The 23,913-nt window shown below is 66.4% G+C and carries 24 protein-coding genes and 1 tRNA gene; 13 read left to right on the top strand and 12 right to left on the bottom strand.

Annotated elements, in window-relative coordinates:
- Nucleotides 1-28 precede the first annotated feature (28 nt).
- Nucleotides 29-580, top strand: coding sequence for a hypoxanthine-guanine phosphoribosyltransferase (locus VXM69_RS22035; protein ID WP_034186375.1), 552 nt, complete (start codon nt 29-31; stop codon nt 578-580).
- Nucleotides 581-661: 81 nt separating this feature from the next.
- Here VXM69_RS22035 and VXM69_RS22030 read toward each other — a convergent pair whose 3' ends face one another.
- Nucleotides 662-1,264 carry a MarC family protein gene (locus VXM69_RS22030; RefSeq protein WP_034186374.1) on the bottom strand — a complete coding sequence of 201 codons (603 nt, stop codon included), beginning with the start codon at nt 1,262-1,264 and terminating at the stop codon, nt 662-664.
- A 21-nt stretch (nt 1,265-1,285) separates the two neighbouring features.
- Entirely contained in the window at nt 1,286-3,022 is a 1,737-nt protein-coding gene (locus tag VXM69_RS22025) for a proline--tRNA ligase (RefSeq protein WP_049030429.1), read from the bottom strand.
- 218 nt (nt 3,023-3,240) lie between these two features.
- Here VXM69_RS22025 and VXM69_RS22020 point away from each other — a divergent pair, with 218 nt between their 5' ends.
- Entirely contained in the window at nt 3,241-3,888 is a 648-nt protein-coding gene (locus VXM69_RS22020; protein WP_034186372.1) for an RNA pyrophosphohydrolase, read from the top strand.
- Nucleotides 3,889-3,901: 13 nt separating this feature from the next.
- The gene (locus VXM69_RS22015) at nt 3,902-4,510 is read left to right on the top strand and encodes a CNP1-like family protein (RefSeq protein ID WP_034186371.1); all 609 of its coding nucleotides are present in this window, start codon (nt 3,902-3,904) and stop codon (nt 4,508-4,510) included.
- Nucleotides 4,511-4,613: 103 nt separating this feature from the next.
- Here VXM69_RS22015 and proB read toward each other — a convergent pair whose 3' ends face one another.
- The 4 genes from proB to rplU all read right to left on the bottom strand — a co-directional run bounded on the left by proB (nt 4,614) and on the right by rplU (nt 7,722).
- Nucleotides 4,614-5,732, bottom strand: coding sequence for a glutamate 5-kinase (gene proB / locus VXM69_RS22010; protein WP_034186370.1), 1,119 nt, complete (start codon nt 5,730-5,732; stop codon nt 4,614-4,616).
- A 90-nt stretch (nt 5,733-5,822) separates the two neighbouring features.
- A complete protein-coding gene (gene obgE, locus VXM69_RS22005) occupies nt 5,823-6,935 on the bottom strand; it encodes a GTPase ObgE (protein WP_034186369.1) in 1,113 nt (370 codons plus the stop codon).
- Nucleotides 6,936-7,122: 187 nt separating this feature from the next.
- Nucleotides 7,123-7,386 (bottom strand): 50S ribosomal protein L27, encoded by a 264-nt coding sequence (gene rpmA / locus VXM69_RS22000; protein WP_006476999.1) that lies wholly within the window; start codon nt 7,384-7,386, stop codon nt 7,123-7,125.
- 24 nt (nt 7,387-7,410) lie between these two features.
- Complete coding sequence (gene rplU, locus VXM69_RS21995) at nt 7,411-7,722, bottom strand: 50S ribosomal protein L21 (RefSeq protein ID WP_027783472.1); 312 nt, start codon at nt 7,720-7,722, stop codon at nt 7,411-7,413.
- 210 nt (nt 7,723-7,932) lie between these two features.
- On the opposite strand from rplU, the gene VXM69_RS21990 reads away from it, so the two are divergent.
- The 9 genes from VXM69_RS21990 (at nt 7,933) to VXM69_RS21950 (ending at nt 15,848) form a co-directional block, all read left to right on the top strand.
- Nucleotides 7,933-8,928 carry a polyprenyl synthetase family protein gene (locus VXM69_RS21990; RefSeq protein ID WP_031398933.1) on the top strand — a complete coding sequence of 332 codons (996 nt, stop codon included), beginning with the start codon at nt 7,933-7,935 and terminating at the stop codon, nt 8,926-8,928.
- Nucleotides 8,929-9,109: 181 nt separating this feature from the next.
- A tRNA-Pro gene (locus VXM69_RS21985) sits at nt 9,110-9,186 on the top strand.
- Between the two features lie 141 nt (nt 9,187-9,327).
- Nucleotides 9,328-10,620 carry an HlyC/CorC family transporter gene (locus tag VXM69_RS21980; RefSeq protein ID WP_175027950.1) on the top strand — a complete coding sequence of 431 codons (1,293 nt, stop codon included), beginning with the start codon at nt 9,328-9,330 and terminating at the stop codon, nt 10,618-10,620.
- 83 nt (nt 10,621-10,703) lie between these two features.
- Complete coding sequence (locus tag VXM69_RS21975; protein WP_367190161.1) at nt 10,704-11,981, top strand: GspE/PulE family protein; 1,278 nt, start codon at nt 10,704-10,706, stop codon at nt 11,979-11,981.
- Nucleotides 11,978-13,189 (top strand): type II secretion system F family protein, encoded by a 1,212-nt coding sequence (locus VXM69_RS21970; protein WP_175027952.1) that lies wholly within the window; start codon nt 11,978-11,980, stop codon nt 13,187-13,189. Before VXM69_RS21975 ends, VXM69_RS21970 begins: the two co-directional genes overlap by 4 nt.
- A 46-nt stretch (nt 13,190-13,235) precedes the next feature.
- Nucleotides 13,236-14,147 (top strand): A24 family peptidase, encoded by a 912-nt coding sequence (locus VXM69_RS21965; RefSeq protein ID WP_049034947.1) that lies wholly within the window; start codon nt 13,236-13,238, stop codon nt 14,145-14,147.
- A 1-nt stretch (nt 14,148) separates the two neighbouring features.
- Entirely contained in the window at nt 14,149-14,757 is a 609-nt protein-coding gene (gene coaE / locus VXM69_RS21960; RefSeq protein WP_059558070.1) for a dephospho-CoA kinase, read from the top strand.
- Between the two features lie 109 nt (nt 14,758-14,866).
- Entirely contained in the window at nt 14,867-15,622 is a 756-nt protein-coding gene (zapD, locus tag VXM69_RS21955; protein ID WP_034186363.1) for a cell division protein ZapD, read from the top strand.
- A gap of 25 nt (nt 15,623-15,647) precedes the next feature.
- A complete protein-coding gene (locus VXM69_RS21950) occupies nt 15,648-15,848 on the top strand; it encodes a DNA gyrase inhibitor YacG (protein WP_080287726.1) in 201 nt (66 codons plus the stop codon).
- A gap of 62 nt (nt 15,849-15,910) precedes the next feature.
- Here the strand turns inward: VXM69_RS21950 and VXM69_RS21945 are convergent, their stop codons facing one another.
- The 4 genes from VXM69_RS21945 to secA all read right to left on the bottom strand — a co-directional run bounded on the left by VXM69_RS21945 (nt 15,911) and on the right by secA (nt 21,423).
- Complete coding sequence (locus VXM69_RS21945; protein ID WP_034186362.1) at nt 15,911-16,354, bottom strand: NUDIX domain-containing protein; 444 nt, start codon at nt 16,352-16,354, stop codon at nt 15,911-15,913.
- On the bottom strand, nt 16,351-17,220 hold the full coding sequence (locus VXM69_RS21940) for an ATP-binding protein (RefSeq protein ID WP_069706783.1): 870 nt from the start codon (nt 17,218-17,220) through the stop codon (nt 16,351-16,353). Before VXM69_RS21940 ends, VXM69_RS21945 begins: the two co-directional genes overlap by 4 nt.
- A gap of 19 nt (nt 17,221-17,239) precedes the next feature.
- On the bottom strand, nt 17,240-18,481 hold the full coding sequence (gene argJ / locus VXM69_RS21935; RefSeq protein ID WP_367190160.1) for a bifunctional glutamate N-acetyltransferase/amino-acid acetyltransferase ArgJ: 1,242 nt from the start codon (nt 18,479-18,481) through the stop codon (nt 17,240-17,242).
- 143 nt (nt 18,482-18,624) lie between these two features.
- A complete protein-coding gene (gene secA, locus VXM69_RS21930) occupies nt 18,625-21,423 on the bottom strand; it encodes a preprotein translocase subunit SecA (RefSeq protein WP_367190159.1) in 2,799 nt (932 codons plus the stop codon).
- Between the two features lie 256 nt (nt 21,424-21,679).
- On the opposite strand from secA, the gene VXM69_RS21925 reads away from it, so the two are divergent.
- Nucleotides 21,680-22,156: a DUF721 domain-containing protein gene (locus VXM69_RS21925; RefSeq protein WP_034186358.1), complete on the top strand. Its 477-nt coding sequence runs from the start codon at nt 21,680-21,682 to the stop codon at nt 22,154-22,156.
- A gap of 82 nt (nt 22,157-22,238) precedes the next feature.
- Here the strand turns inward: VXM69_RS21925 and lpxC are convergent, their stop codons facing one another.
- Both lpxC and VXM69_RS21915 read right to left on the bottom strand, forming a co-directional pair.
- Complete coding sequence (lpxC, locus tag VXM69_RS21920) at nt 22,239-23,156, bottom strand: UDP-3-O-acyl-N-acetylglucosamine deacetylase (RefSeq protein WP_006487145.1); 918 nt, start codon at nt 23,154-23,156, stop codon at nt 22,239-22,241.
- Between the two features lie 240 nt (nt 23,157-23,396).
- Nucleotides 23,397-23,903, bottom strand: coding sequence for a peroxiredoxin (locus VXM69_RS21915; RefSeq protein WP_034186357.1), 507 nt, complete (start codon nt 23,901-23,903; stop codon nt 23,397-23,399).
- Nucleotides 23,904-23,913 lie beyond the last annotated feature (10 nt).

The following is a 23,913-nucleotide window of genomic DNA, read 5'->3' as shown; positions in this document are numbered from 1 at the left end:
TTTGTATACCGACTGCCCGCCAGAACACATGAACCGCGAAGAAGCCCTCCACATTTTCAACCACTCCGAAGAGATCGTGTCGGCCGATGCCGTCAACGCGTCGATCTCCAAGATGGCCGACGCGATCCGCGCCGAGATCGGCGACGCGTTCCCGCTCGTTCTCTCGGTGATGGGCGGCGCCGCGGTGTTTACCGGGATGCTGCTGCCGCATCTCGATTTCCCGCTCGAATTCGACTACATCCACCTGACCCGCTACCGCAACACGACGCAGGGCAGCCCGGAAATGCACTGGCGCGTCGCGCCGCGCGAATCGGTGAAGGACCGGATCGTGCTCGTGCTCGACGACATCCTCGACGAGGGCGAGACGATGGCCGCGATCCGCGACCGGATCCTCGACATGGGCGCGCAGCGCTTCATGTCGGCCGTGCTGTGCGAGAAGACGCTCGCGAAGGCGAAGCCGCTGCACCCCGACTTCTGCGGCTTCTCGGTGCCGGACCGCTACGTGTTCGGCTGCGGGATGGACGCAAAGGGCTACTGGCGCAACCTGCCGACGATCCGCGCGCTGACCGCCGACGTCTGATCGCCGCCCTGCCGGCCCCATAAGAAAAGCGGCGCGCCGGTTTCCCGGCGCGCCGCTTTTTTCGTGCGTACGCGGCCTGCCCTACAACTGGTGCACGAACGCGCGAATGCCGGCCAGCAGCATCTCGACCGAGATCGCGACGAGCACGAGGCCCATCAGCCGCTCGAACGCCGCGACCGTCCGCTCGCCGAGCCATTGCTGGATCCGCTCGGCCAGCACCAGCGTGATCGCGCAGACGAGCATCGTGACCGTCAGCGCGCCGGCCCACTCGAGCATCTTGCCGGGCGCCTGCGACGTCAGCAGCATCACCGTCGCCAGCGCGGACGGCCCGGCGAGTGCCGGAATCGCGAGCGGCACGATGAACGGTTCGCCGCCCGCGCGCGGATCGCTGCCGAGCGCGCCGTCCGGGTGCGGGAAGATCATCCGCAGCGCGATCAGGAACAGCACGATCCCGCCGCCGAGCCGCAGCGACAGGTCGGTGAGGCTCATCATCCGCAGGAAGCGGTCGCCGACCACCATGAAGAACAGCAGGATCACGAACGCGATCCCCACTTCACGCAGGATCAGCTTCACGCGCCGCTCGCGCGGCACGTCCCGCATCGCCGAAATGAACAGCGGGATGTTGCCGAGCGGATCGGTGATCAGCACCAGGAGCACGGTGGCCGACAGGAACGTGTATTCCATCGTGTCCCCCGGGCGCCGAGCTTAGCGGGCGAGCGCGGCGCGGATCTTCTCCGCGACCGTCGCCGCAGCCGCGTCGGCCGGCAACAGCGTCGCTTCGGCGTCGCGGCGGCCCTGGTACTCGATCTTGCCTTCCTTCAGGCCGCGCTCGCCGATCACCAGGCGGTGCGGCACGCCGATCAGTTCCCAGTCGGCGAACATCACGCCCGGGCGCTCGCCGCGGTCGTCGAGGATCACGTCGATGCCGGCCGCGACGAGTTCCGCGTACAGCTTGTCGGCCGTCTCGCGCACCATCTCGCTGCGGTCATAGCCCATCGGACACAGCACGACTTCGAACGGCGCGATCGACTCGGGCCAGATGATGCCCTTGTCGTCGAAGTTCTGTTCGATCGCCGCGCCGAGAATGCGCGTGACGCCGACGCCGTAGCAGCCCATCAGCATCGGCTGCGGCTTGCCCGACTCGTCGAGGAACGTCGCACCCATCGCTTCCGAATACTTGGTGCCGAGCTGGAACACGTGGCCGACCTCGATCCCGCGGCAGATGTCGATCACGCCCTTGCCGTCCGGCGACGCGTCGCCCTTCTTCACGTTGCGCACGTCGGCGACGTCCGGCTCCGGCAGGTCGCGGCCCCAGTTCACGCCGGCGATGTGATAGTCGACCTCGTTCGCGCCGACGACGAAGTCGCTCATGTTCGCGACCGTACGGTCCGCGATCACCTTCACGGGCTTCTTCGTGCCGACCGGGCCGAGGTAGCCCGGCGGCGTGCCGAACCACTCGACGATTTCCTGTTCGGTCGCGAAGCGGTGGTTCTTCAGGCCCGGCAGCTTCGACACCTTGATCTCGTTCAGGTCGTGGTCGCCGCGCAGCATCACCAGCCAGATCGTCGGCTCGGCGCCTTCGTTGTCGGTCGCGAGCACGATCGACTTGATCGTGCGCTCGAGCGGGATCGCCAGCAGTTCGGCAACGGCTTCGCACTTCGCCTTGCCGGGCGTCGCGACCTTTTCCAGCGCTTGCGCCGGCGCCGCGCGTTCGGCGATCAGCGGCAGCGCTTCGGCCGCTTCGATGTTCGCCGCGAAGTCGGAGGTCGGGCAGTAGGCGATCGCGTCCTCGCCGGTGTCGGCGATCACGTGGAACTCGTGCGAGAAATTGCCGCCGATCGAGCCGCTGTCGGCCGCGACCGCGCGGAACTCGAGGCCGAGGCGCGTGAAGATGCGCACGTACGCGTCGTACATCTTGCGATACGACTCGTTCAGGCCGGCCGCGTCCTTGTCGAACGAATACGCGTCCTTCATGATGAATTCGCGGCCGCGCATCACGCCGAAGCGCGGACGGATCTCGTCGCGGAACTTCGTCTGGATCTGGTAGAAGTTCACCGGCATCTGCCGGTAGCTCTTGATCTGGTTGCGCGCGATGTCGGTAATGACTTCCTCGTGCGTCGGCCCGATCACGAAGTCGTTGTCCTTGCGGTCCTTGAAGCGCAGCAGCTCGGGGCCGTACTGTTCCCAGCGGCCCGATTCCTGCCACAGCTCGGCCGGCTGCACGGCCGGCATCAGCAGCTCGATGGCGCCCGCCCGGTTCATTTCCTCGCGCACGATCGCCTCGACCTTGCGAATCGAACGCAAGCCGACCGGCAGGTAGTTATAGATGCCGCCGGCGACGCGACGGATCATGCCGGCGCGGACCATCAGCTTGTGGCTGACGATCTCCGCGTCGGCGGGAGCTTCTTTCAGGGTGCCGATAAAGAAACGGGAAGCTTTCATGCGGACGGTTCCAAAAACGGCGCCCCCAGGCGGGGCGCCCGAAAAAGTTTCAAGGTGAAAAAGCTGCGCGCGACGAACGACGATGGCGCAGATGACGTAGCAGACTAATCAGGGACAATTCAGCCGGTGCACCCCGCGCGGTTTCGCTCCGTCACGGTGCGCAGCGCCCGTTATCTGTTTATAATCAAAGCAATTTTAAAGGATTCGAAGGTGGTTGTATGCTGGATCGTGAAGGCTTTCGCCCGAACGTCGGCATCATCCTCTTGAACGCGCGCAACGAGGTGTTTTGGGGCAAGCGGCTCCGCGAGCATTCCTGGCAGTTTCCTCAAGGTGGGATCAAGTACGGCGAGACCCCCATGCAGGCGATGTACCGGGAACTGCACGAGGAAACGGGCCTGCATCCGGAACACGTCAAGATAATCGGCCGCACTCGCGACTGGTTGCGTTACGAGGTGCCTGACAAGTTCATCAAACGCGAAGTACGCGGTCATTACCGCGGCCAGAAGCAGATCTGGTTCCTGCTGCGGATGGTTGGACGCGATTGCGACATTTGCTTGCGCGCGACCGATCACCCGGAGTTCGATGCGTGGCGCTGGAACGAGTACTGGGTACCGCTCGATGCGGTGATCGAGTTCAAGCGGGATGTCTATCAGTTGGCGCTGACGGAACTGTCGCGCTTCCTGCGCCGCCCGGCGCAGCGAGCCGAGAAGCCGCGCGGGCCGCGAATGTCGCGCTATCCGCGCGTCATTGGCGTACAGGCCCAGCAGACGCTGACGATTGTCGACACATCGGTAGTGTGTTCGGAGATCGAAGTGGAGGCGAGCACGCTCGACGAGATGCCGCCCCACGTGATCGTCGGCAAATGACGAGTCGGACTGCATGACCGGGCGCGACCATGGTGTCGCGCCCTTTTTTTACGAGGAATGCATATTGAAAGCGATTGCTCTCGCGCTCGCATCGATCGCCGCGATGGCTGCCCTGGCCGGCTGCGCGAATTCGAAAGCGCCGTCCAACAAGGATGACAGCGAGTTCGTCTATCTGCTGGACCGCCAGGGGAACTGGAAGGAAAACACGGTCGACACGCTGCCGCCGCTGCCGCAAACGGGCGACCTGCTGCCGTTCAACGTATCGCAGAACACGCCGCTCAAGTTCTTCGTCGACGCGAAGTCGCTCGACGTCGGCTCCGATGGCGTCGTGCGCTACGCGGTCGTCATCACGAGCCCGGCCGGCGCGCGCAACGTGAACTACGAAGGCATCCGCTGCGACACCTACGAATGGCGCCAGTACGCGGGCCTGAACTCGGACCACAACGGCTGGGATCGCACGGTCGAGAACGACTGGCGGCGCATCGAGAACGGCGAACTGAACGCTTACCACTCCGCGCTGTATCAGGACTACTTCTGCTCGAACAAGATGCCGCAAGGCTCGACCCGGCAGATCCTGGAAAACATCCGGTTCCACCGCACCGCGATGACGCAGTTGCGTTGACGGCGCACGGTGCGGGCCCTCCGCATCGCATGCCACTCGAAAAAGCCCGCGTCGCGCGGGCTTTTTCACTGGACTGCCTGGACACCCGAAACCTGGCCGGCGATCACACCAGCACGAGGTTGTCGCGATGGATCAGTTCCGGCTCCAGCATGTAGCCGAGCACCGCCTCGATCTCGCCGCTCGGCTTGCGGTGAATCAGCTTCGTTTCCGCGCTGCTGTAGTTCGTGAGCCCGCGCGCCACTTCGCGCCCGTCGGGGCCGACACACGCGATCACCTCGCCGCGCGCGAACGCGCCCTGCACGTCGATCACGCCGATCGGCAGCAGGCTCTTGCCGCCGGCCGTCAGCTTTTCGACCGCGCCGGCGTCGATCACGACATGGCCGCGCACCTGCAGATGGTCGGCCATCCATTGCTTGCGCGCCGCCATCCGCGCGGTACGCGCGATCAGCTGGGTGCCGATCGCCTCGCCGGCCGCCAGGCGCACGAGCACGTCGGCCTCCCGGCCGCTCGCGATCACGGTGTTCGCGCCGCTGTGTGCCGCACGCTTCGCCGCGAGGATCTTCGTCAGCATCCCGCCGCGACCGAGGCTCGAACCGGCGCCGCCGGCCATCGCCTCGAGCTCCGGCGCGCCCGCATTGGCCTCGGCGACGAGCGTCGCGTTAGGGTCCTTGCGCGGATCGGCCGTGAACAGCCCGGTCTGGTCCGTCAGGATGATCAGCGCATCGCCTTCGATCAGGTTCGCGACGAGCGCGCCGAGCGTGTCGTTGTCGCCGAACTTGATTTCGTCGGTGACGACCGTGTCGTTCTCGTTGATGATCGGCACGACGCCGAGCCGCAGCAGCGTGAGCAGCGTCGAGCGCGCATTCAGGTAGCGCTCGCGATCGGCCAGGTCGGCGTGCGTGAGCAGGATCTGCGCGGTGCGGATGTCGTGCTCGGTGAAGCGGCTCTCATAGACCTGCGCGAGCCCCATCTGGCCGACCGCCGCGGCGGCCTGCAACTCGTCGATTTCGCGCGGCCGCTTGCTCCAGCCGAGGCGCTGCATCCCTTCCGCGATCGCGCCCGAACTGACGAGCACGACTTCCTTGCCCTGCGCGCGCAATGCGGCGATCTGGGCTGCCCAGCGGCCGATTGCAGCATGATCGAGCCCCTTGCCGTCGTTGGTCACGAGGCTGGAACCCACCTTCACCACCAATCGCTTCGAATCCGCGATGATCGAACGCATCCTGCACTGTCTCCTGTATCTGGTGCCTGCCCGGCAGGGCGCGATTGAACGCCGACGCCGGGCGGCACGCCCGGCGCGTTCCGGAACCGCTCAGGCGTCGTCGCCCGGCGCCGCACCGCCGTTCGCCGGCGGCGCATCGCGGAAACGCACGTCCGCCGCGAGATCTTCCGCTTCCGCCGCACGGTGTGCGTCCGAATGCTCGGACAGGTAATCGTAGATCGCGTAGCACAGCGCTTCGCAGCCCTGGCCCGTCAACGCCGAAATCTCGAACACGGGGCCGTCCCAGCCGAAACGGTCGAGGAAATCGGCGACGCGCGCCTCGCGCTCGTCTTCCGGCACCATGTCGAGCTTGTTGAGCACGAGCCAGCGCGGCTTTTCGTACAGCGCTTCGTCGTACTTGCGCAGCTCGCCGACGATCGCGGTGGCTTCCGCGACCGGATCGACGCTTTCGTCGAACGGCGCCAGATCGACCAGATGCAGCAGCACGCCGGTGCGCTGCAGGTGGCGCAGGAACTGATGCCCGAGGCCCGCGCCTTCGGCCGCGCCCTCGATCAGCCCCGGGATGTCGGCGATCACGAAGCTCTTGCTCGGGCCGACCCGCACCACGCCGAGGTTCGGCGCAAGCGTCGTGAACGGGTAGTCGGCGATCTTCGGCCGCGCGTTCGACACCGACGAGATGAACGTCGACTTGCCCGCGTTCGGCATGCCGAGCAGACCGACGTCGGCGAGCACCTTCAGCTCGAGCTTCAGCATGCGCCGCTCGCCCGGCTTGCCGTCCGTCTTCTGGCGCGGCGCACGGTTCGTGCTCGATTTGAAATGCAGGTTGCCGAGCCCGCCGGCACCACCCTGGGCAAGCATCACCTGCTGGTCGTGCTCGGTCAGGTCGGCGATCAGCTCGCCGGTATCCATGTCGCTGATGATCGTGCCGACCGGCATGCGCAGCGTAACGTCGTCGCCGCCCTTGCCGTAGCAATCCGAGCCGCGACCGTTTTCGCCGTTGCGCGCGAGATGCTTCTTCGCGTATCGGTAGTCGATCAGCGTATTGATGTTGCGGTCGGCGATCGCGTAGACGCTGCCGCCCCGGCCGCCGTCGCCGCCGTCCGGCCCGCCGAACGGGACGAACTTCTCGCGGCGCATCGACGCGCTGCCATCACCCCCGTCTCCGGCGATGACTTCGATTCGTGCTTCGTCAATGAACTTCATTCGTCACTCCGCCCAGTATTTCCGCTATTGTGCCGCGCGCCGGCACGCTTGAACAATCTGCCGTTCGGCCGATCGTACGCCGGTTGCGCGAGGGTCGCCGGCCCGCGCATGCGCCCGGCGACCAAATAAAAAAAGGCCCCGCGAAGACTGCGGGGCCTTTCGGCTACGAAGCCCGTGGGTGCCTGACTTAGGCAGCCGCCGGGACGACGATGACCAGATGCTTCTTGTCCGCGCCCTTCGTCGCGAACTTGACGTGACCGTCGACCAGCGCGAACAGGGTGTGATCCTTGCCCATGCCGACGTTCTCGCCTGCGTGCATGCGCGTACCGCGCTGACGCACGATGATGCCGCCGGCATTGATTGCCTGGCCGCCGTACACTTTCACGCCGAGACGCTTCGACTCGGAGTCGCGGCCGTTCCGGGAAGAGCCGCCTGCCTTTTTGTGTGCCATCTGATTGCTCCTTTACCGAGGCGCTTACGCGTTGATCGCGTCGATGCGCAGCTCAGTGTAGTTCTGGCGGTGGCCGCCGTGCTTTTGGTAGTGCTTCCGGCGACGCATCTTGAAGATGGTGACCTTGGCATGACGACCGTGCGACACAACGGTGGCCTTGACGGAAGCCCCACTGACCAGCGGCGCACCGAACTTAATCGATTCGCCTTCGCCCACTGCGAGAACCTGGTCGAGCGTGATTTCAGCGTCAATGTCAGCCGGTATCTGTTCTACTTTGAGTTTTTCGCCAACGGCAACCTTGTACTGCTTGCCGCCGGTTTTTATGACCGCGTACATTGAGAACCTCACTCTGGATCCAATTTTTCCGCACACCACGCGCGGAAAACACGTGATTATACATGGGGTTAGCACCGAAGTCAAAACCAATCGACGATTGCCGCGCACAAGCCCCGGCCGAACGGCCAAAATCACGGCTGCGGCACGTCTGACAGACCGGGATTTCGCGGATTCGACTTATAATCCGCCGCATCACCCAATTCCATCATCATGTCGTCGTCCACCGCCTCCCCCACCCTCAGCGCCGCCCACCTGCTCGCTCCGATCACCAGCGACATGGAGCAGGTAAATCGCGTTATCCGGCAAAGCCTCGCGTCCGACGTGCTGCTGATCAACCAGATCGCCGAGTACATCATCGGTGCGGGCGGCAAGCGGCTGCGTCCGGCGTTGCTGCTGCTCGTCGCCGGCGCGCTCGGCGAAACGTCGCACCAGCGGCACGTGCTGGCCGCCGTCGTCGAGTTCATCCACACGGCCACGCTGCTGCATGACGACGTCGTCGACGAATCCGAGCTGCGCCGCGGCCGCCAGACCGCCAATGCGCTGTTCGGCAACGCGGCGAGCGTGCTGGTAGGCGATTACCTCTACTCGCGCTCGTTCGAGATGATGGTCGGCGTCGGCAAGATGCGCGTGATGGAGATCCTGTCCGAAGCGACGACGATCATTTCCGAAGGCGAGGTGCTGCAGCTCCTCAACATGCACGACGCGGACGTCGACGAAACGCGCTACATGCAGGTGATCCGCTACAAGACGGCCAAGCTGTTCGAGGCGTCGGCCCGCCTGGGCGCCGTGCTCGCGGGCGCCGATGCGCCGACCGAGGCCGCCGCCGCCGAATACGGGCGCCGCATCGGTACCGCGTTCCAGATCATGGACGACTGGCTCGACTACGCAGGCACCGTCGAGGCCATGGGCAAGAACGCCGGCGACGACCTGCGCGAAGGCAAGCCGACGCTGCCGCTCATCTATCTGATCGAACGCGGCACGCCCGAGCAGTCGGCACTGGCGCGCGAAGCGATCGAACAGGGCGGCACCGATCGTTTCGACACGATCTTCGACGCGATCACGCGCTCCGGCGCACTCGATCACACGCTCGAATGCGCGCGTCAGGAAGCGCAGGCCGCAGCCGCCGCGATCGCCGCGTTCCCCGATTCGATCTACAAGGAGAGCCTGCTCGCGCTGTGCTCGTATTCGACGTCGCGACAGTCGTAAGCACGATCGCGTGCGTCGCCGCCACGGCTGCGACGACGCACCGTCGACACGGGAAATTCACCTGTCTCGAAAATTTTCTTCTCCAAGGCCTTCCCTTTTTAAAGAAACGTCGTTATAGTTATGTTCTTGCTCGACGACGCAGCGGTCTTGAAGAAGACGGCGAAATCGGAAGAGTCCAAATCGGGGTGTAGCTTAGCCTGGTAGAGCGCTACGTTCGGGACGTAGAGGCCGGAGGTTCGAATCCTCTCACCCCGACCAGATTTGTAAAAAACCGTGCACCGTGTGCACGGTTTTTTTTTGCCCGGCCGCCTCAGGCCCCATGTGTCGCGCACGACACATCGCGGTCGCCGGCCTCTGCTATATTCCCTCCATCCCTGTCCTTCACTGCCCATCCGACGCGTGGACCAAATTCCCTTATGGGCGCAAATCGGCGCCGTCTTCCTGCTTCTCCTCTGTTCCAGCTTCTTTTCGATTTCCGAGACCGCGATGATGGCGCTCAACCGCCATCGGCTGAAGCATCTCGCCGGCCAGGGCGCGCTCGGCGCGAAAACCACGCAAGGCCTGCTCACGCGCACTGACCTGCTGCTCAGCGTGATCCTGATCGGCAACAACCTGTTCAACACGATCATCCCGGTCCTGACGACGTCGCTCGCGCTGCATACGTTCGGCCGCAACAACCTCGCGCTGTCGATCGCGACCGGCATCGTCGCGTTCCTGATCATCGTGTTCGCGGAAATCGCACCGAAGATCGTCGGCGCGACCTTCCCCGAACGCATCGCCCTGCCCGCGAGCCTCGTGATCGCGCCGCTGATGCGCGTGTTCAAGCCGGTCGTCTGGTTCGTCAACGCGCTCGCGAACGGCGTGCTGTGGGCGCTGCGCATCAACACGAAGAAGGGTCGCGACCAGCGGATGTCGGCCGACGAGCTGCGCGCCATCGTGCTCGAGTCGAGCAGCTTCATGCCGACCAAGCACCGCAGCATCCTGCTCAACCTGTTCGACCTCGAGAACATCACGGTCGATGACGTGATGGTGCCGCGCCGCCAGATCGAGTCGCTCAACTTCTACGCGCCGCTCGACGACGTCCTGCACCAGCTCGAAACCTGCTATCACAACCGGCTCGTCGTCTACGAAGGCGACATCGACAAGGTGCTCGGCGTGCTGCACGTGCGCAAGACGCTGACCGCGCTCCACAATCAGGAGTTCGACCGCGAGACGCTGCGCACGCTGCTCGCCGAGCCGTACTACGTGCCGTCGGGCACGCCGGTGGTCCAGCAGCTCCAGTTCTTCCAGGAAACGCGGCAACGCACCGCGCTCGTCGTCAACGAGTACGGCGAGCTCGAAGGGCTCGTCACGCCCGAAGACATCATCGAGGAACTGATCGGCGAATTCACGACGTCGATGCCGCGCAGCGAACGCGCGGGCGGCTGGGACGAGAACGGCGAATGCATCGTGTCGGCCAGCATGCCGCTGCGCGAACTGAACCGCTGGCTGCACCTGAAGCTGCCGACCGACGGTCCGAAGACGCTGAACGGACTGGTGCTCGAAATCCTCGAGGAAATTCCGGAAGACGACGTGTGCCTGAAGATCGGCGACGTGATGCTCGAGGTGATGCGCAGCGACGATCAGGCCGTGCGCACCGTCAAGCTCTTCAAGCCGCGCGGCGCGCGCACCGCACGCGCCGCCACCCGCTAGCCGAACGGCCGACTGCCGGCGCCGCCCGCGACGCGCGACCATCTGCAGGTCACGGTCAACAGGCGGCCAGCGTGCCGGCTCACATGCCTTTTCCTCCTTCCGGGGCGCCGCTGCGCATGCAGCCGCCGCCCGCCCGCTCCGCCGCGCCGCCTGCCGCCGTGCCTCACGCACTCGACGCGGCCCAGCTCGACGATGCGCCGGCCGTGCGGCTGCTGACGGACACGCTGCACGCGGCACGCGTGCGCAATGCATCCGACATCCACGTCGAGCCGTTCGAAACCGGCTGGCGCATCCGCCTGCGTATCGACGGCGTGCTGCACGACCACGCGCGGCCGCCCGCGCACCTGCGCGACGCGCTCGTCACGCGAATCAAGGTGCTCGCGCGCATGGACATCGCCGAGCGGCGACTTCCGCAGGACGGCAGGCTGCGCATCGCGATCGACGGCGGCACGCGCGGCGACTATCGCGTCAGCTCGCTGCCGACGCTGTTCGGCGAAAAGCTCGTGCTGCGGCGCCTCGACACGCTGCCGCCCGATCTCACGCTCGCCCGTCTCGGCTTCGACGCGCAGCAGGCCGCCGCGATGGAGGCCGCGATACGCGCACCGCATGGCCTCGTGCTCGTCACCGGCCCGACCGGCAGCGGCAAGACGCTATCGCTCTACTGCGCGCTGCAGATGCTCGATCGCGACGCGCACAACGTCTGCACGGTCGAGGATCCCGCCGAGATCCAGCTCGACGGGATCAACCAGGTCGGTGTCGCCGAAAAGGCCGGGCTCACGTTCGCGACGGCGCTGCGTGCGCTGTTGCGGCAGGATCCGGACATCATCATGGTCGGCGAGATACGCGATGCCGAAACGGCCGACGTCGCGATCAAGGCCGCGCAGACCGGCCATCTCGTGCTGTCGACGCTGCACACGAACGACGCGCCGGCCGCCATCGCCCGCATGCTCGATATCGGCGTCGCGCCGTACAACCTCGCGGCCGCGCTGCAGCTCGTCACCGCGCAGCGCCTCGTCCGGCGCCTGTGCGTCGCATGCCGTGTCCCGTCGGACGCACCGGCGCGCGGGCTGCGGGAAGCCGGCTGCGACCCGGCGGCGCTGGCGGCCGGATGGCGGCCGTTCATCGCGCGCGGCTGCGCCGCCTGTCACGGGATCGGCTATCGCGGCCGCATCGGGCTGCATCAGACGATGCCGGTCTCGCCGGAACTCGCGGAGCGCATCGTCGCGCGCGCAAGCGTCGGGGCGCTCGCGCAATGCGCGGCAGCCGAAGGCGTGCGCAACCTGCGCGATGCCGCATTCGCACGCGTGCGGGACGGCACGACGAGCCTCGCGGAAGCCGTCGCCGCCACCCCCGCCGTATGAGCACGCCCACGCCGCCGCGCGAAACCCGCTTCGCGTGGCGCGGCCGCCGTCGCGACGGCACACCGCACCGCGGAACCGTCGTCGCCTTCGACGCCGCAGCCGCGCGCGCCACGCTCGCACGCGACGGCATCGCGGTGTTGTCGCTCGACGTCCGCGGGCCGGCCCGACCGCCGACGGCCGGCGCGCGGGAGATCACGCGTTTCACGCGCCAGCTCGCGAGCCTGTTGCAGGCCGGGCTGCCGATCGCACCGTCGCTCGAGATGCTCGCGCGTACACGGTCGCGCGACGGCGTGCCGCGCATCGCCGCGGGCCTCGCCCGCGAGATCGTCGGCGGGCGGCGCTTCGCCGACGCGCTCGCGCGCTATCCGTCGCAGTTCGGCACGCTGTACCGTCAGTTGATCGAAGTCGGCGAAGCGTCCGGCTCGCTCGGCATCGTGCTGACGCGCGTCGCCGAACACCGCGAGCGCGCCGATACGCAATGGCGCAAACTGCGGGCCGCCCTCGCGTATCCGGCCGCCGTCATCCTGTTCGCGCTCGCGATCTCGGCCGCGCTGATGGTGTGGGTCGTGCCGACGTTCCGGCAGATTTTCGACGGTTTCGGCGCAGCCCTGCCCGCGCCGACCCGCGTGCTGCTCGCGCTGTCTTCCGCATTGTCGGCGTGGGGCGGCGCGCTCGTGGCCGGCGCCGCGGCAGCGGCACTCGCCGCGCAGCACGCGCTTCGGCGGTCCGCACCGTTGCGCCATGCGGTCGCGCGCTGCCTGCTGCGGGCGCCGCTCGCGGGCAGCGCGCTCGAGCGATACGCGGCCGCACGCTGGTGCCGTTCGCTTGCAACGCTGCTCGGCGCCGGCGTGCCGCTCGCCGACGCCTTCGCCACCCTCGAGCGCACGGCCGGCCATCCGGTGTTCGCGCACGCCACCGCGCACGTCGCGGCACGCGTGTTGCGCGGCGCGCGCCTCGCCGATGCGATGCGCTCGGCCGGCTGCTTTCCGGACGACGTCGTCCAGCCGATCGCCGTCGCCGAGGAAACCGGTGCGCTCGACACGATGCTCGCCGACATCGCGGCGCTCTGCGAACGCCAGCTCGACACGCGTCTCGATGCGCTCGCGGCGCTCGGCGAACCGCTGATCGTGATCGTCCTGGGCGCACTCGTCGGCGGCCTCGTGATCGCGATGTACCTGCCCATCCTTCAGCTCGGCAACGTGGTGTAGCATCGCAACCGATTCTGTCGCCTTTTAAGTCCGAACCTTGAGCCTCATGACGCCCGCGCCCCTGTCCGCCGTTTCCGAATCGCCCGAGAGCACGCTGCTCGTGCTGGCGATGCTGCCGCCCGCGCTGCAGTACGCGTTCGCGGTCGTCATCGGCCTGTGCGTCGGCAGCTTCCTGAACGTGGTCGTGCACCGGCTGCCCGTGATGATGCAGCGCGCGTGGCAGGCCGAGATCGACGAAGCGACCGGCAACGCCGGCGCCGCGCCCGACGACGGTTATCCGCCGCGCTACGACCTGTGGCGCCCGCGCAGCGCCTGCCCGCATTGCGGCCACGTGCTGCGCGCATGGGAGAACATCCCGCTCGTCAGCTATCTGATGCTGCGAGGGCGCTGCCGCCGCTGCGGCCACGCGATCGGCATCGGTTATCCCCTCGTCGAGCTCGCGTGCGCGCTGCTCGCTGCCGGCTCGCTCGCCGCGTTCGGTCCGACCGTCGCCGCGCTCGCCGCATTCGCACTGTGCGCCGCGCTGCTCGCGATGAGCGCGATCGACATCCGCACCGGCTACCTGCCCGACTCGATGACGCTGCCGCTGCTCTGGGCCGGGCTCGTGCTGAATCTCGGCGGCACGTTCACGTCGCTGCGCTCGGCCGTGATCGGCGCGATGGCCGGCTATCTGTTCCTGTGGTCCATCTACTGGCTGTTCAAATGGCTGCGCGGCATCGAGGGCATCGGCTTCGGCGACCTGAAGCTGCTTGCCGCGCTCGGCGCGTGGATGGGCTGGGCCGCGCTGCCGCAGGTCGTACTGTTCGCCGCCGTGACGGGCGCGATCGTCGGGCTCGTCGCGACCTGGCGCGGCCGCATGCGCTTCGAGGAGCCGATTCCGTTCGGCCCGTTCCTCGCGGCCGGCGGCGCCGCGACGCTGTTTTTCGGCACGCCGTTCTATTTCGCGCTCGGAGGCTGACATGTACGCAGTAGGACTCACGGGCGGCATCGGCAGCGGCAAGACGACCGTCGCCGACCTGTTCGGCGCCCGCGGCGCGTCGCTCGTCGATACCGATCTGATCGCCCACCGCATCACCGCCCCCGGCGGCCTCGCGATGCCCGCGATCGAACAGGCGTTCGGCCACGACTACGTTGCCGCCGACGGCTCGCTCGATCGCGCGAAGATGCGCACGCTGATCTTCAGCGACGACGATGCGCGCCGGCGCCTCGAAGCGATCACGCATCCGCTGATCCGCGCGGAAACCGATCGCGAAGCACGCGACGCGCAGGGCCCGTACGTGATGTTCGTCGTGCCGCTGCTCGTCGAGTCGGGCAACTGGAAGGCGCGCAGCGATCGCGTGCTCGTCGTCGATTGCCCGGTCGAAACGCAGATTGCGCGCGTGATGCGGCGCAACGGCTTCACACGCGAGCAGGTCGAAGCGATCATCGCGCGACAGGCGTCACGCGAAGCCCGCCTCGCGGCGGCCGACGACGTGATCGTCAACGACGCGGTGACGCCCGATGCACTCGCCGCGCAGGTCGATGCACTGCACCAACGTTATGTCGCGTTCGCGGCCGCCGCGCACTGAGCATCGCGCGCGATCGTGATGGTGTACGAAATTGGCGCGTTGCTAGGGTAGAGAGTGAGCATTAGAATGTCCTGCATTGTTTCCATCCCTACCCAAGAGGCGAGCGCGCTTGATTCTTTACGAGTATCCGTTCAACGAGCGAATTCGCACGCTGTTGCGCCTCGAAGATCTGTTCGAGCGCTTCGCGTTCTTTTTGGCTCAGGAGGACCCGCGTGAACACCACGTCGCGCTGACGACGCTGTTCGAAATCGCCGAGGTAACGGGCCGCGCGGACCTGAAATCGGATCTGATGAAGGAGCTCGAACGTCAACGCCAGACGCTCGCCCCCTTTCGCGGCAATCCGGGCATCGAGCAGAACGCGCTCGAAGCCGTGCTCGGCGAAATCGAGCAGACGCTGGCCAATCTCGCGCAGATGCAGGGCAAGACCGGCCAGCACCTCGTGGACAACGAATGGCTCGCCAGCATCCGCAGCCGTGCGGTGATTCCCGGCGGCACGTGCAAGTTCGACCTGCCGTCGTACTACGCGTGGCAGCAATGGCCCGCCGAGCAACGGCGCCAGGACATCGCGAAGTGGATTCTGCCGATGCTGCCGCTGCGCGACGCCGCGTCGATCGTGCTGCGGCTCGCGCGCGAATCGGGTCAGGCGTCGAAGGTCATGGCGATGCAGGGCAGCTACCAACAGATGCTGTCGGGCCGCACCTACCAGCTGATGCAGGTCCGCGTGCCGCCGGAGCTGCGCGTCATTCCCGAAGCGAGCGCCAACAAATACATGCTGTGGGTACGGTTCACCATGCAGGACGGCGATGTGCGGCCGCGCGCGGTGGATATCGACGTGCCGTTCCATCTGACACTGTGCAATCTGTAACGGCCGTGTGCCGGATCGCTTTCGTATGACTACCGTTGTGAAATGCCCGTCGTGCGGCGCCGCAGTGCGCTGGACGCCTGAAAATCAGTTCCGCCCGTTCTGTTCGGCCCGCTGCAAGCAACTCGACCTCGGGGCTTGGGCCGCGGAAAAGTACCGGATCGGCGGGTCTTCCGACGAGGGCCCCTCGTCGGAAGAAGACGGCACGGACGACCGTCGCGATAGCTGAGACAGCCGAGCGGCACCGCCCGTCGGCGATATGGCCCGCCTTTCCGGCAGGCCGCCACGGCGTCAGTTCGACGCCGCTTCCTTCTCGAGCAATTCGAGCACCGGCAGCGCCGCCGGCAGCAGCGGCGCAACGGCGACCGGCAGTTTCTGCCAGACGAACGCCTGCCCTTCCTTGCTGTGCGGCTCGCCCGTCCAGCCCGTCACCTTGCAGAAATAGAGCCGCACGTACGCATGCGGATAATCGTGCTCGAGCGTGTGCCAGCGATGGCTGGCCGTGACCTCGATGCCGAGCTCCTCGTGGAGTTCGCGCGCGAGCGCGTCCTCGACGCTTTCGCCGGCCTCCAGCTTGCCGCCCGGAAACTCCCAGTACCCTTCATACGGCTTGCCCTGCAGGCGTTGCGCGAGCAGGTAGCTGCCGTCCGGCTGAACCATCACGCCGACCGCGACTTCCGTCACCTTGCGGCCGTCCGGTGCGCGCACGGCGCCTTGTGCGAGATCCGCGCTCATGCCTGCTCCTTGCGGCCCGACCAGTCACGCGCGAACTGCCACGCGACGCGCCCCGACCGCGAACCGCGCTCGAGCGCCCACACGAGCGCGTCGCCGCGCGCGGACTCGATCTCCGCGTCCGGGCAGCCGAAGTGGCGCAGCCAGTGCCCGACGATGTCGAGATAATCGTCCTGCTTGAACGGATAGAAGCTGACCCACAGGCCGAAGCGCTCCGACAGCGAGATCTTCTCCTCGACGACTTCGCCGGGGTGAATCTCGCCATCCGGGAGATGCTTGTACGACTCGTTGTCGCTCATGTACTCGGGCAGCAGATGGCGGCGGTTCGACGTCGCGTAGATCAGCACGTTGTCCGACTGCGCGGCGATCGAGCCGTCGAGCGCGACCTTCAGCGCCTTGTAGCCCGATTCGCCCTCCTCGAACGACAGGTCGTCGCAGAACACGATGAACCGCTCCGGACGCTGCGAGATCAGGTCGACGATGTCGCCGAGATCGTGCAGGTCGTCCTTGTCGACTTCGATCAGGCGCAGCCCGTCGTTCGCGTACGCGTTCAGGCATGCCTTGATCAGCGACGACTTGCCGGTACCGCGCGCGCCGGTCAGCAGCACGTTGTTGGCCGGCTTCTTCTGCACGAATTGCCGCGTGTTCTGCTCGATCAACCCTTTCTGGCGATCGATGTTGTGCAGGTCGGCGAGCGTGATCGACGACACGGCCGGCACCGGCTGCAAGTAGCCGCGCCCCTGGCGCTTGCGCCAGCGGAATGCGTGGGCGGCGTTCCAGTCGACGGCCGCCGGCGCGGGCGGCAGCATCCCCTCGAGGCGGCCAAGCAGCGCTTCGGCGCGGGTCAGAAACTGTTCAAGCTTGTCCATGGCGTTCGAACGCCCCCGATCAGGAGCGGTAATCCGCGTTGATGCTCACGTAATCGTGCGACAGGTCGCACGTCCAGACGGTGGCCTGCGCGTCGCCGCGGCCGAGCAGCACGCGAATCGTGATTTCGCTCTGCTTCATCACGCGCTGGCCGTCCTCTTCCTGGTAGGCCGGGTTGCGGCCGCCCGCCTTCGCGACGAGCACATCGTCGAGATAGAGGTCGATCTTGCCGACGTCGAGATCCGCGACGCCAGCATAGCCGATCGCCGCGAGAATCCGGCCGAGGTTGGGGTCGGATGCGTAGAAGGCCGTCTTCACGAGCGGCGAATGGCCGATCGCATAGGCGATCTGGCGGCATTCGGCGACGCTCTTGCCGCCTTCGACCTGCACCGTCATGAATTTCGTCGCGCCTTCGCCGTCGCGCACGATCAGTTGCGACAGCACCTGCGCGACCTGCGTGACCGCGTCGCGCAGCGCCGCATAAGCCGGCGAATCGGTCGACGTGATGGCCGGCAGCGTGCTCTTGCCCGATGCGATCAGGATGAACGAGTCGTTCGTCGACGTGTCGCCGTCGATCGTGATGCAGTTGAACGAGCGGTCGGCGACTTCCTTCACGAGCGTGTCGAGCACCGGCTGCGCGACGTTCGCGTCGAATGCGAGGAAGCCGAGCATCGTCGCCATGTTCGGCTTGATCATGCCCGCGCCCTTGCTGATGCCCGTCAGCGTGACCGTGTGGCCGTCGATCGTCACCTGGCGCGACGTGGCCTTCGGCAGCGTGTCGGTCGTCATGATCGCCTGCGCGGCATCGAACCAGTTCGCGGCCTTGCGGTTCGCGAGCGCGGCCGGCAGCCCGGCCTTCAGGCGGTCGATCGGCAGCGGCTCGAGGATCACGCCGGTCGAGAACGGCAGCACCTGCGCCGGCTCGATACCCGCGAGGCGCGCGAGTTCCGTGCAGGTTTCGCGCGCGTTCGCGAGGCCCGGCTCGCCGGTACCGGCGTTGGCATTGCCCGTATTCACGACGAGCGCGCGAATGCCCGTACCGCCCGCGCGCACCTTCGCCAGATGCTCTCGGCAGACGATGACCGGCGCGGCGCAGAAGCGGTTTTCGGTGAACACGCCCGCGACCGTTGCGCCTTCGTCGACGGAGATGACCAGCACGTCCTTGCGATTCGGCTTGCGGATATTCGCTTCCGCCCAGCCGAGCGTGACGCCGGCGACGGGATGCAGTTGGGCGGGATCGATCGACGGAAAATTGACAGCCATGGGGCACACCTGCCGGATGGAAAATGCCGGCATACGCCGGCATCGATTGGAAGAACCGGCGGCCGCACGCGCGGGCCGCCGCAACTCACATCAGTCACGCGAAGCTGGATCGAAGCGGCACGCGTGACGCGCGCCGCCGCCGATCATGACAGCTTCCCGTGACACTGCTTGTACTTCTTGCCGCTGCCGCACGGGCACGGGTCGTTGCGGCCCACCTTCGGCATCTCGCCGCCGGGGCCGCTGTGCGTCATCGCGCTGCCGACCATGTCGGCCGTCGCCGTGGCGGCCGCGGCAGCCGTGACGTTCGCCACCGGCGCACCGGCGTCCGCGTAGTCGGCGTGCTGATACTCGACGTTCTCGAGATGACTGGCGCGTTCCTCGATCTGCTCGGCGGCTTCCTCGAGCTGCTCCGGCGACTGGATCTGCACGTTCATCACGACACGCGTGACTTCCTGCTTGATCGCCTCGAGCATCGCGGCGAACAGTTCGAACGCCTCGCGCTTGTATTCCTGCTTCGGGTTCTTCTGCGCATAGCCGCGCAGGTGGATGCCCTGGCGCAGGTGGTCGAGCGCCGCGAGGTGTTCGCGCCACAGGCGGTCGACCGTCTGCAGCATCACCGAGCGCTCGAACGCGCTGAACGATTCGCGGCCGACCATCGCGACCTTGCTCTCGTACTGCTCGTCGGCGGCCGTCATCACGGCATCGAGAATTTCCTCGGCCGTGATCGACGACGACTCGTTCACCATTTCCTGAATCGCGAGGTCGAGCTGCCAGTCGTTGCGCAACGCTTCCTCGAGCTCGGGCACGTCCCACTGCTCTTCGATGCTGCCTTCCGGCACGAACTGGCGGACGACTTCGGTGATCACGCCATGACGCATCGCGGTGATCGTCTCGGTGATGTCGTGCGCTTCGAGCAGCTCGTTGCGCTGCTGGTAGATCACCTTGCGCTGGTCGTTCGACACGTCGTCGTATTCGAGCAGCTGCTTGCGGATGTCGAAGTTGCGCGCTTCGACCTTGCGCTGCGCGGATTCGATCGAGCGCGTGACGATGCCGGCCTCGATCGCCTCGCCTTCCGGCATCTTCAGGCGATCCATGATCGAGCGCACGCGGTCGCCCGCGAAGATGCGCAGCAGCGGATCGTCGAGCGACAGGTAGAAGCGCGACGAGCCCGGATCGCCCTGGCGGCCCGCACGGCCGCGCAGCTGGTTGTCGATCCGGCGGGATTCGTGGCGCTCGGTGCCGATGATGTGCAGGCCGCCCGCCGCCTTCACCTGCTCGTGCAGCGTTTCCCACTCGTCGTGCAGCTGCTGGATGCGGCGCGCCTTTTCGTCGGCCGGGATCGCGTCGTCGGCCTCGATGAACGCGGCCTGCTTCTCGGCATTGCCGCCAAGCACGATGTCGGTACCGCGGCCGGCCATGTTGGTCGCGATCGTCACGCGGTTCGGCCGGCCGGCTTCCGCGACGATCGCGGCTTCACGCTCGTGCTGCTTCGCGTTCAGCACTTCGTGCGGCAGCCCGGCCTGCTTCAGCAGGTGCGACAGCAACTCGGAGTTCTCGATCGACGTCGTGCCGACCAGCACCGGCTGGCCGCGCTCGTAGCAGTCGCGGATGTCGCGGATCACCGCGTCGTAGCGCTCCTTGGCCGTCTTGTAGATCTGGTCCTGTTTGTCGATCCGCTTCGGCGGACGGTTGGTCGGGATCACGACCGTTTCGAGACCGTAGATCTCGTTGAATTCGTACGCTTCGGTGTCCGCGGTACCGGTCATGCCGGCCAGCTTCGCGTACATCCGGAAGTAGTTCTGGAACGTAATCGACGCGAGCGTCTGGTTCTCGCTCTGGATCTTTACGTGCTCCTTGGCCTCGACCGCCTGATGCAGGCCGTCGGACCAGCGGCGGCCGGCCATCAGGCGGCCCGTGAATTCGTCGACGATGACCACTTCGCCGTTCTGCACGACGTAGTGCTGATCCTTGTGGAACAGCGTGTGTGCGCGCAGCGCCGCGTACACGTGGTGCATCAGCGTGATGTTCTGCGGCGCGTACAGGCTCTCGCCCTCGCCGATCAGGCCCCATTCGGCGAGCAGGCGCTCGGCCTTCTCGTGGCCCGACTCCGTCAGGAACACCTGGCGAGCCTTCTCGTCGAGCGTGTAGTCGCCCGGCTTCTCGACGCCCGTGCCGTCAGCCTTCTCTTCGCCAATCTGGCGCTCGAGCAGCGGCGGCAGCGCATTCATCCGCACGTACAGCTCGGTGTGATCCTCGGCCTGGCCCGAAATGATCAGCGGCGTGCGCGCCTCGTCGATCAGGATCGAGTCCACTTCGTCGACAACCGCAAAGTTCAGCGCCCGCTGCACGCGCGCATCGGTCTCGTAGACCATGTTGTCGCGCAGGTAGTCGAAGCCGAACTCGTTGTTCGTGCCGTACGTGATGTCCGCGGCGTACGCCTGCTGCTTCTGGTCGTGCTCCATGCCGGACAGGTTGATGCCGACCGACAGACCGAGGAAGTTGTAGAGGCGCGCCATCCATTCGGCGTCGCGCTGCGCGAGGTAGTCGTTGACGGTCACGACGTGCACGCCGCGGCCGGCGAGCGCATTCAGGTACACGGGCAGCGTCGCGACGAGCGTCTTGCCCTCGCCGGTGCGCATTTCCGCGATCTTGCCGTAGTGGAGCACCATGCCGCCGATCATCTGCACGTCGAAGTGCCGCATCTTCAGCACGCGACGGCTGGCCTCGCGACAGACCGCGAACGCCTCGGGCAGCAGCTTGTCGAGCGACTCGCCGGCCGCGACACGCTGGCGGAAGTCGTCCGTCTTGCCGCGCAACTGGTCGTCCGTCAGCTTCTCGATCTGCGTTTCGAGCGCATTGATCGTCGCGACGGTCTTTTGGTATTGCTTGACGAGCCGCTGGTTGCGGCTGCCAAAAATTTTCTGGAGAAAACCGGTTGTCATCGGATCGGATCCTGCGTCGCAGCACCGGCGCCCGGCGCGTGTTGCGCGCCCCGGCGCCCGAGCCTCGGCGGCTTAGCGAATTAGTGGACTCAAACGTCGAATTTTAGCACGCGGGGAAGCGCACGCCTGTCTCTCGGCGGGACGGGCGCCGCACGCCGACGGCCGGGCCGGCGGGGCGAAAGCCGCCCGGGCATGGGCCGGCGCGGGTACAATCGGCGGCAACGTCCGCGCGCGTGCGCGCCCGAAGAATGCCTCGATGAACCGATTTTCCAAGCGTTTCGGCCCGCTCGCCGCCTATCGCCCGCAACCCGTGTCGGAAGTGCTCGGCCGCACCGACGCGTTCGCGGCGCTGCGCGCCGGCGTCGAGCAGATCGCGTCGCTGCAGCGCGATCTCGCCGCGCTCCTGCCCGACTACCTCGCGAATCACATCGAACCGGGCTTCATCAAGGACGGCACCCTGACCCTCTTTGCCGCGCACAATGCGCTGGCTGCCCGGTTGCGGCAGGTCGAGCCGCGGCTGCTCGGCGATCTGCAGAAGCGCGGCTGGCCCGTGACGACGCTGCGCGTGCGCGTGCGGCCGAAGGACGCGCCGGAGCCGCCGCACGTGAAGCAGGCGCGGATGACCTCGGTCGGCGCCGCCGCCCTGCGCGATCTCGCCGATCATCTCGAACCGTCCCCGCTGCAGGCCGCGCTTGCCCGCATGGCGGCCCGGCACGGCGCCAAGTCGCGCTGACGGCGCCTTTGCGCCGGCAGCGGCCGGCCAACAAAAAAGCGGCCCGAAGGCCGCTTTTTTTATCGCTTGCGCAACGCGCCGGTTACGCAAAGGCCGTCTGCGCGTCGAACGCGAAGCCCTTCGGCGCGGCCTGCGGATCGTCGAACGTCACGATCTCGTACGCGTCTTCGTGCGCGAGCAGCTCGCGCAGCAACGCGTTGTTCAGGCCATGACCCGACTTGTACGCGGTGTACGACGCCAGCAGCGGGTGACCGATCACGTACAGGTCGCCGATCGCGTCGAGCATCTTGTGCTTCACGAATTCGTCGTCGTAGCGCAGCCCGTCGTTGTTCAGGATGCGGTACTCGTCGAGCACGATCGCGTTGTCCATGCTGCCGCCGCGCGCCAGGCCGATCTCGCGCAGCATCTCGGCTTCGTGCGCGAAGCCGAACGTGCGCGCACGCGCGATCTCGCGCACGTACGACGTGGTGGCGAAATCGACTTCGAGCTCCTGGCCCGTCTTGTCGACGGCCGGGTGACGAAAATCGATCGAGAACTTCAGCTTGAAGCCGAAATACGGGTCGAGACGCGCGAACTTGTCGCCATCGCGGATTTCGACCGGCTTCTTCACCTTGATGAAGCGTTTCGGCGCGTTCTGCTCCTCGATGCCGGCGGACTGGATCAGGAACACGAACGTTGCCGCGCTGCCGTCCATGATCGGGATTTCCTCGGCCGTCACGTCGACATACAGGTTGTCGATGCCGAGCCCCGCGCACGCGGACATCAGGTGCTCGACGGTCGACACGCGCACGCCATCCTTCTGCAGCACCGACGCGAGCCGCGTGTCGCCGATCGACATCGCCGAGGCGGGAATGTCGACGGGCGTGGGCAGGTCGACGCGTGAAAAGACGATGCCCGTGCCGGGCGCGGCGGGACGGAGCGTCAACTCGATCTTGCGACCCGAGTGGACACCGATACCGACGGTCTTCACGATGGACTTGATGGTGCGCTGCTTCAACATGGTGTTCTTCGTCTTGATTGAAGATATCAATCAGGAGTTATATTCGATAGGCGAGATTATAGCGTAATTCCCTATTCAACGCTGTTTGCAACTGCGTATCAATCTGTTTCGACAGTTTACCCGTGCCGATACGGGACGGGCCGATGCCCGGAACGGAGGCGTTTCCGGTCATCAGCCCGTGTTACAACTGCCCTGAGGCCGGTGAGCAGCGTTGCCGGCAGGCAACGGCGCACCGCACGATCAGGACGTCAACGTCGCGAGAACACTCGCCGCATCGCTCACTTCGAATTTGCCCGGCGCCTCGACGGCCAGCGTCTTGACCACACCGCCGTCAATCACCATCGCGTAGCGCAGGGAACGAATCCCCATGCCACGCGCGGACAAATCCTGCGTCAGCCCCAGCGCAAGAGTGAAAGCCGCGCTGCCGTCCGCCATCATGCGCACCTTGCCCGCGGTGTGCAGATCACGTCCCCATGCGCCCATCACGAATGCGTCGTTGACGGACACGCACCAGATCTCGTCGATACCCGCCGCGCGCAATTGCTCGGCGTGTTCGACGTAGCCCGGTACATGCTGCGCCGAGCAGGTCGGCGTGAACGCGCCCGGCAATCCGAAGATCACCACCCGCTTCCCCGCAACCTGGTCGCGCACGCTGTAGGCGTTCGGCCCCAGCGTGCACCCTTCGCGCGCGTCGTCGATGAACTCGAACAACTGCGCGTCGGGCAGCGCGTCGCCCACTTGAATCATGGCTGGTCCC

Source organism: Burkholderia sp. Ed8, assembly GCF_040761425.1.
GTDB lineage: Bacteria > Pseudomonadota > Gammaproteobacteria > Burkholderiales > Burkholderiaceae > Burkholderia > Burkholderia seminalis.
The sequence above is the reverse complement of the archived record's forward strand: the minus strand, read 5'-3'. Positions and strand labels throughout refer to the sequence as shown.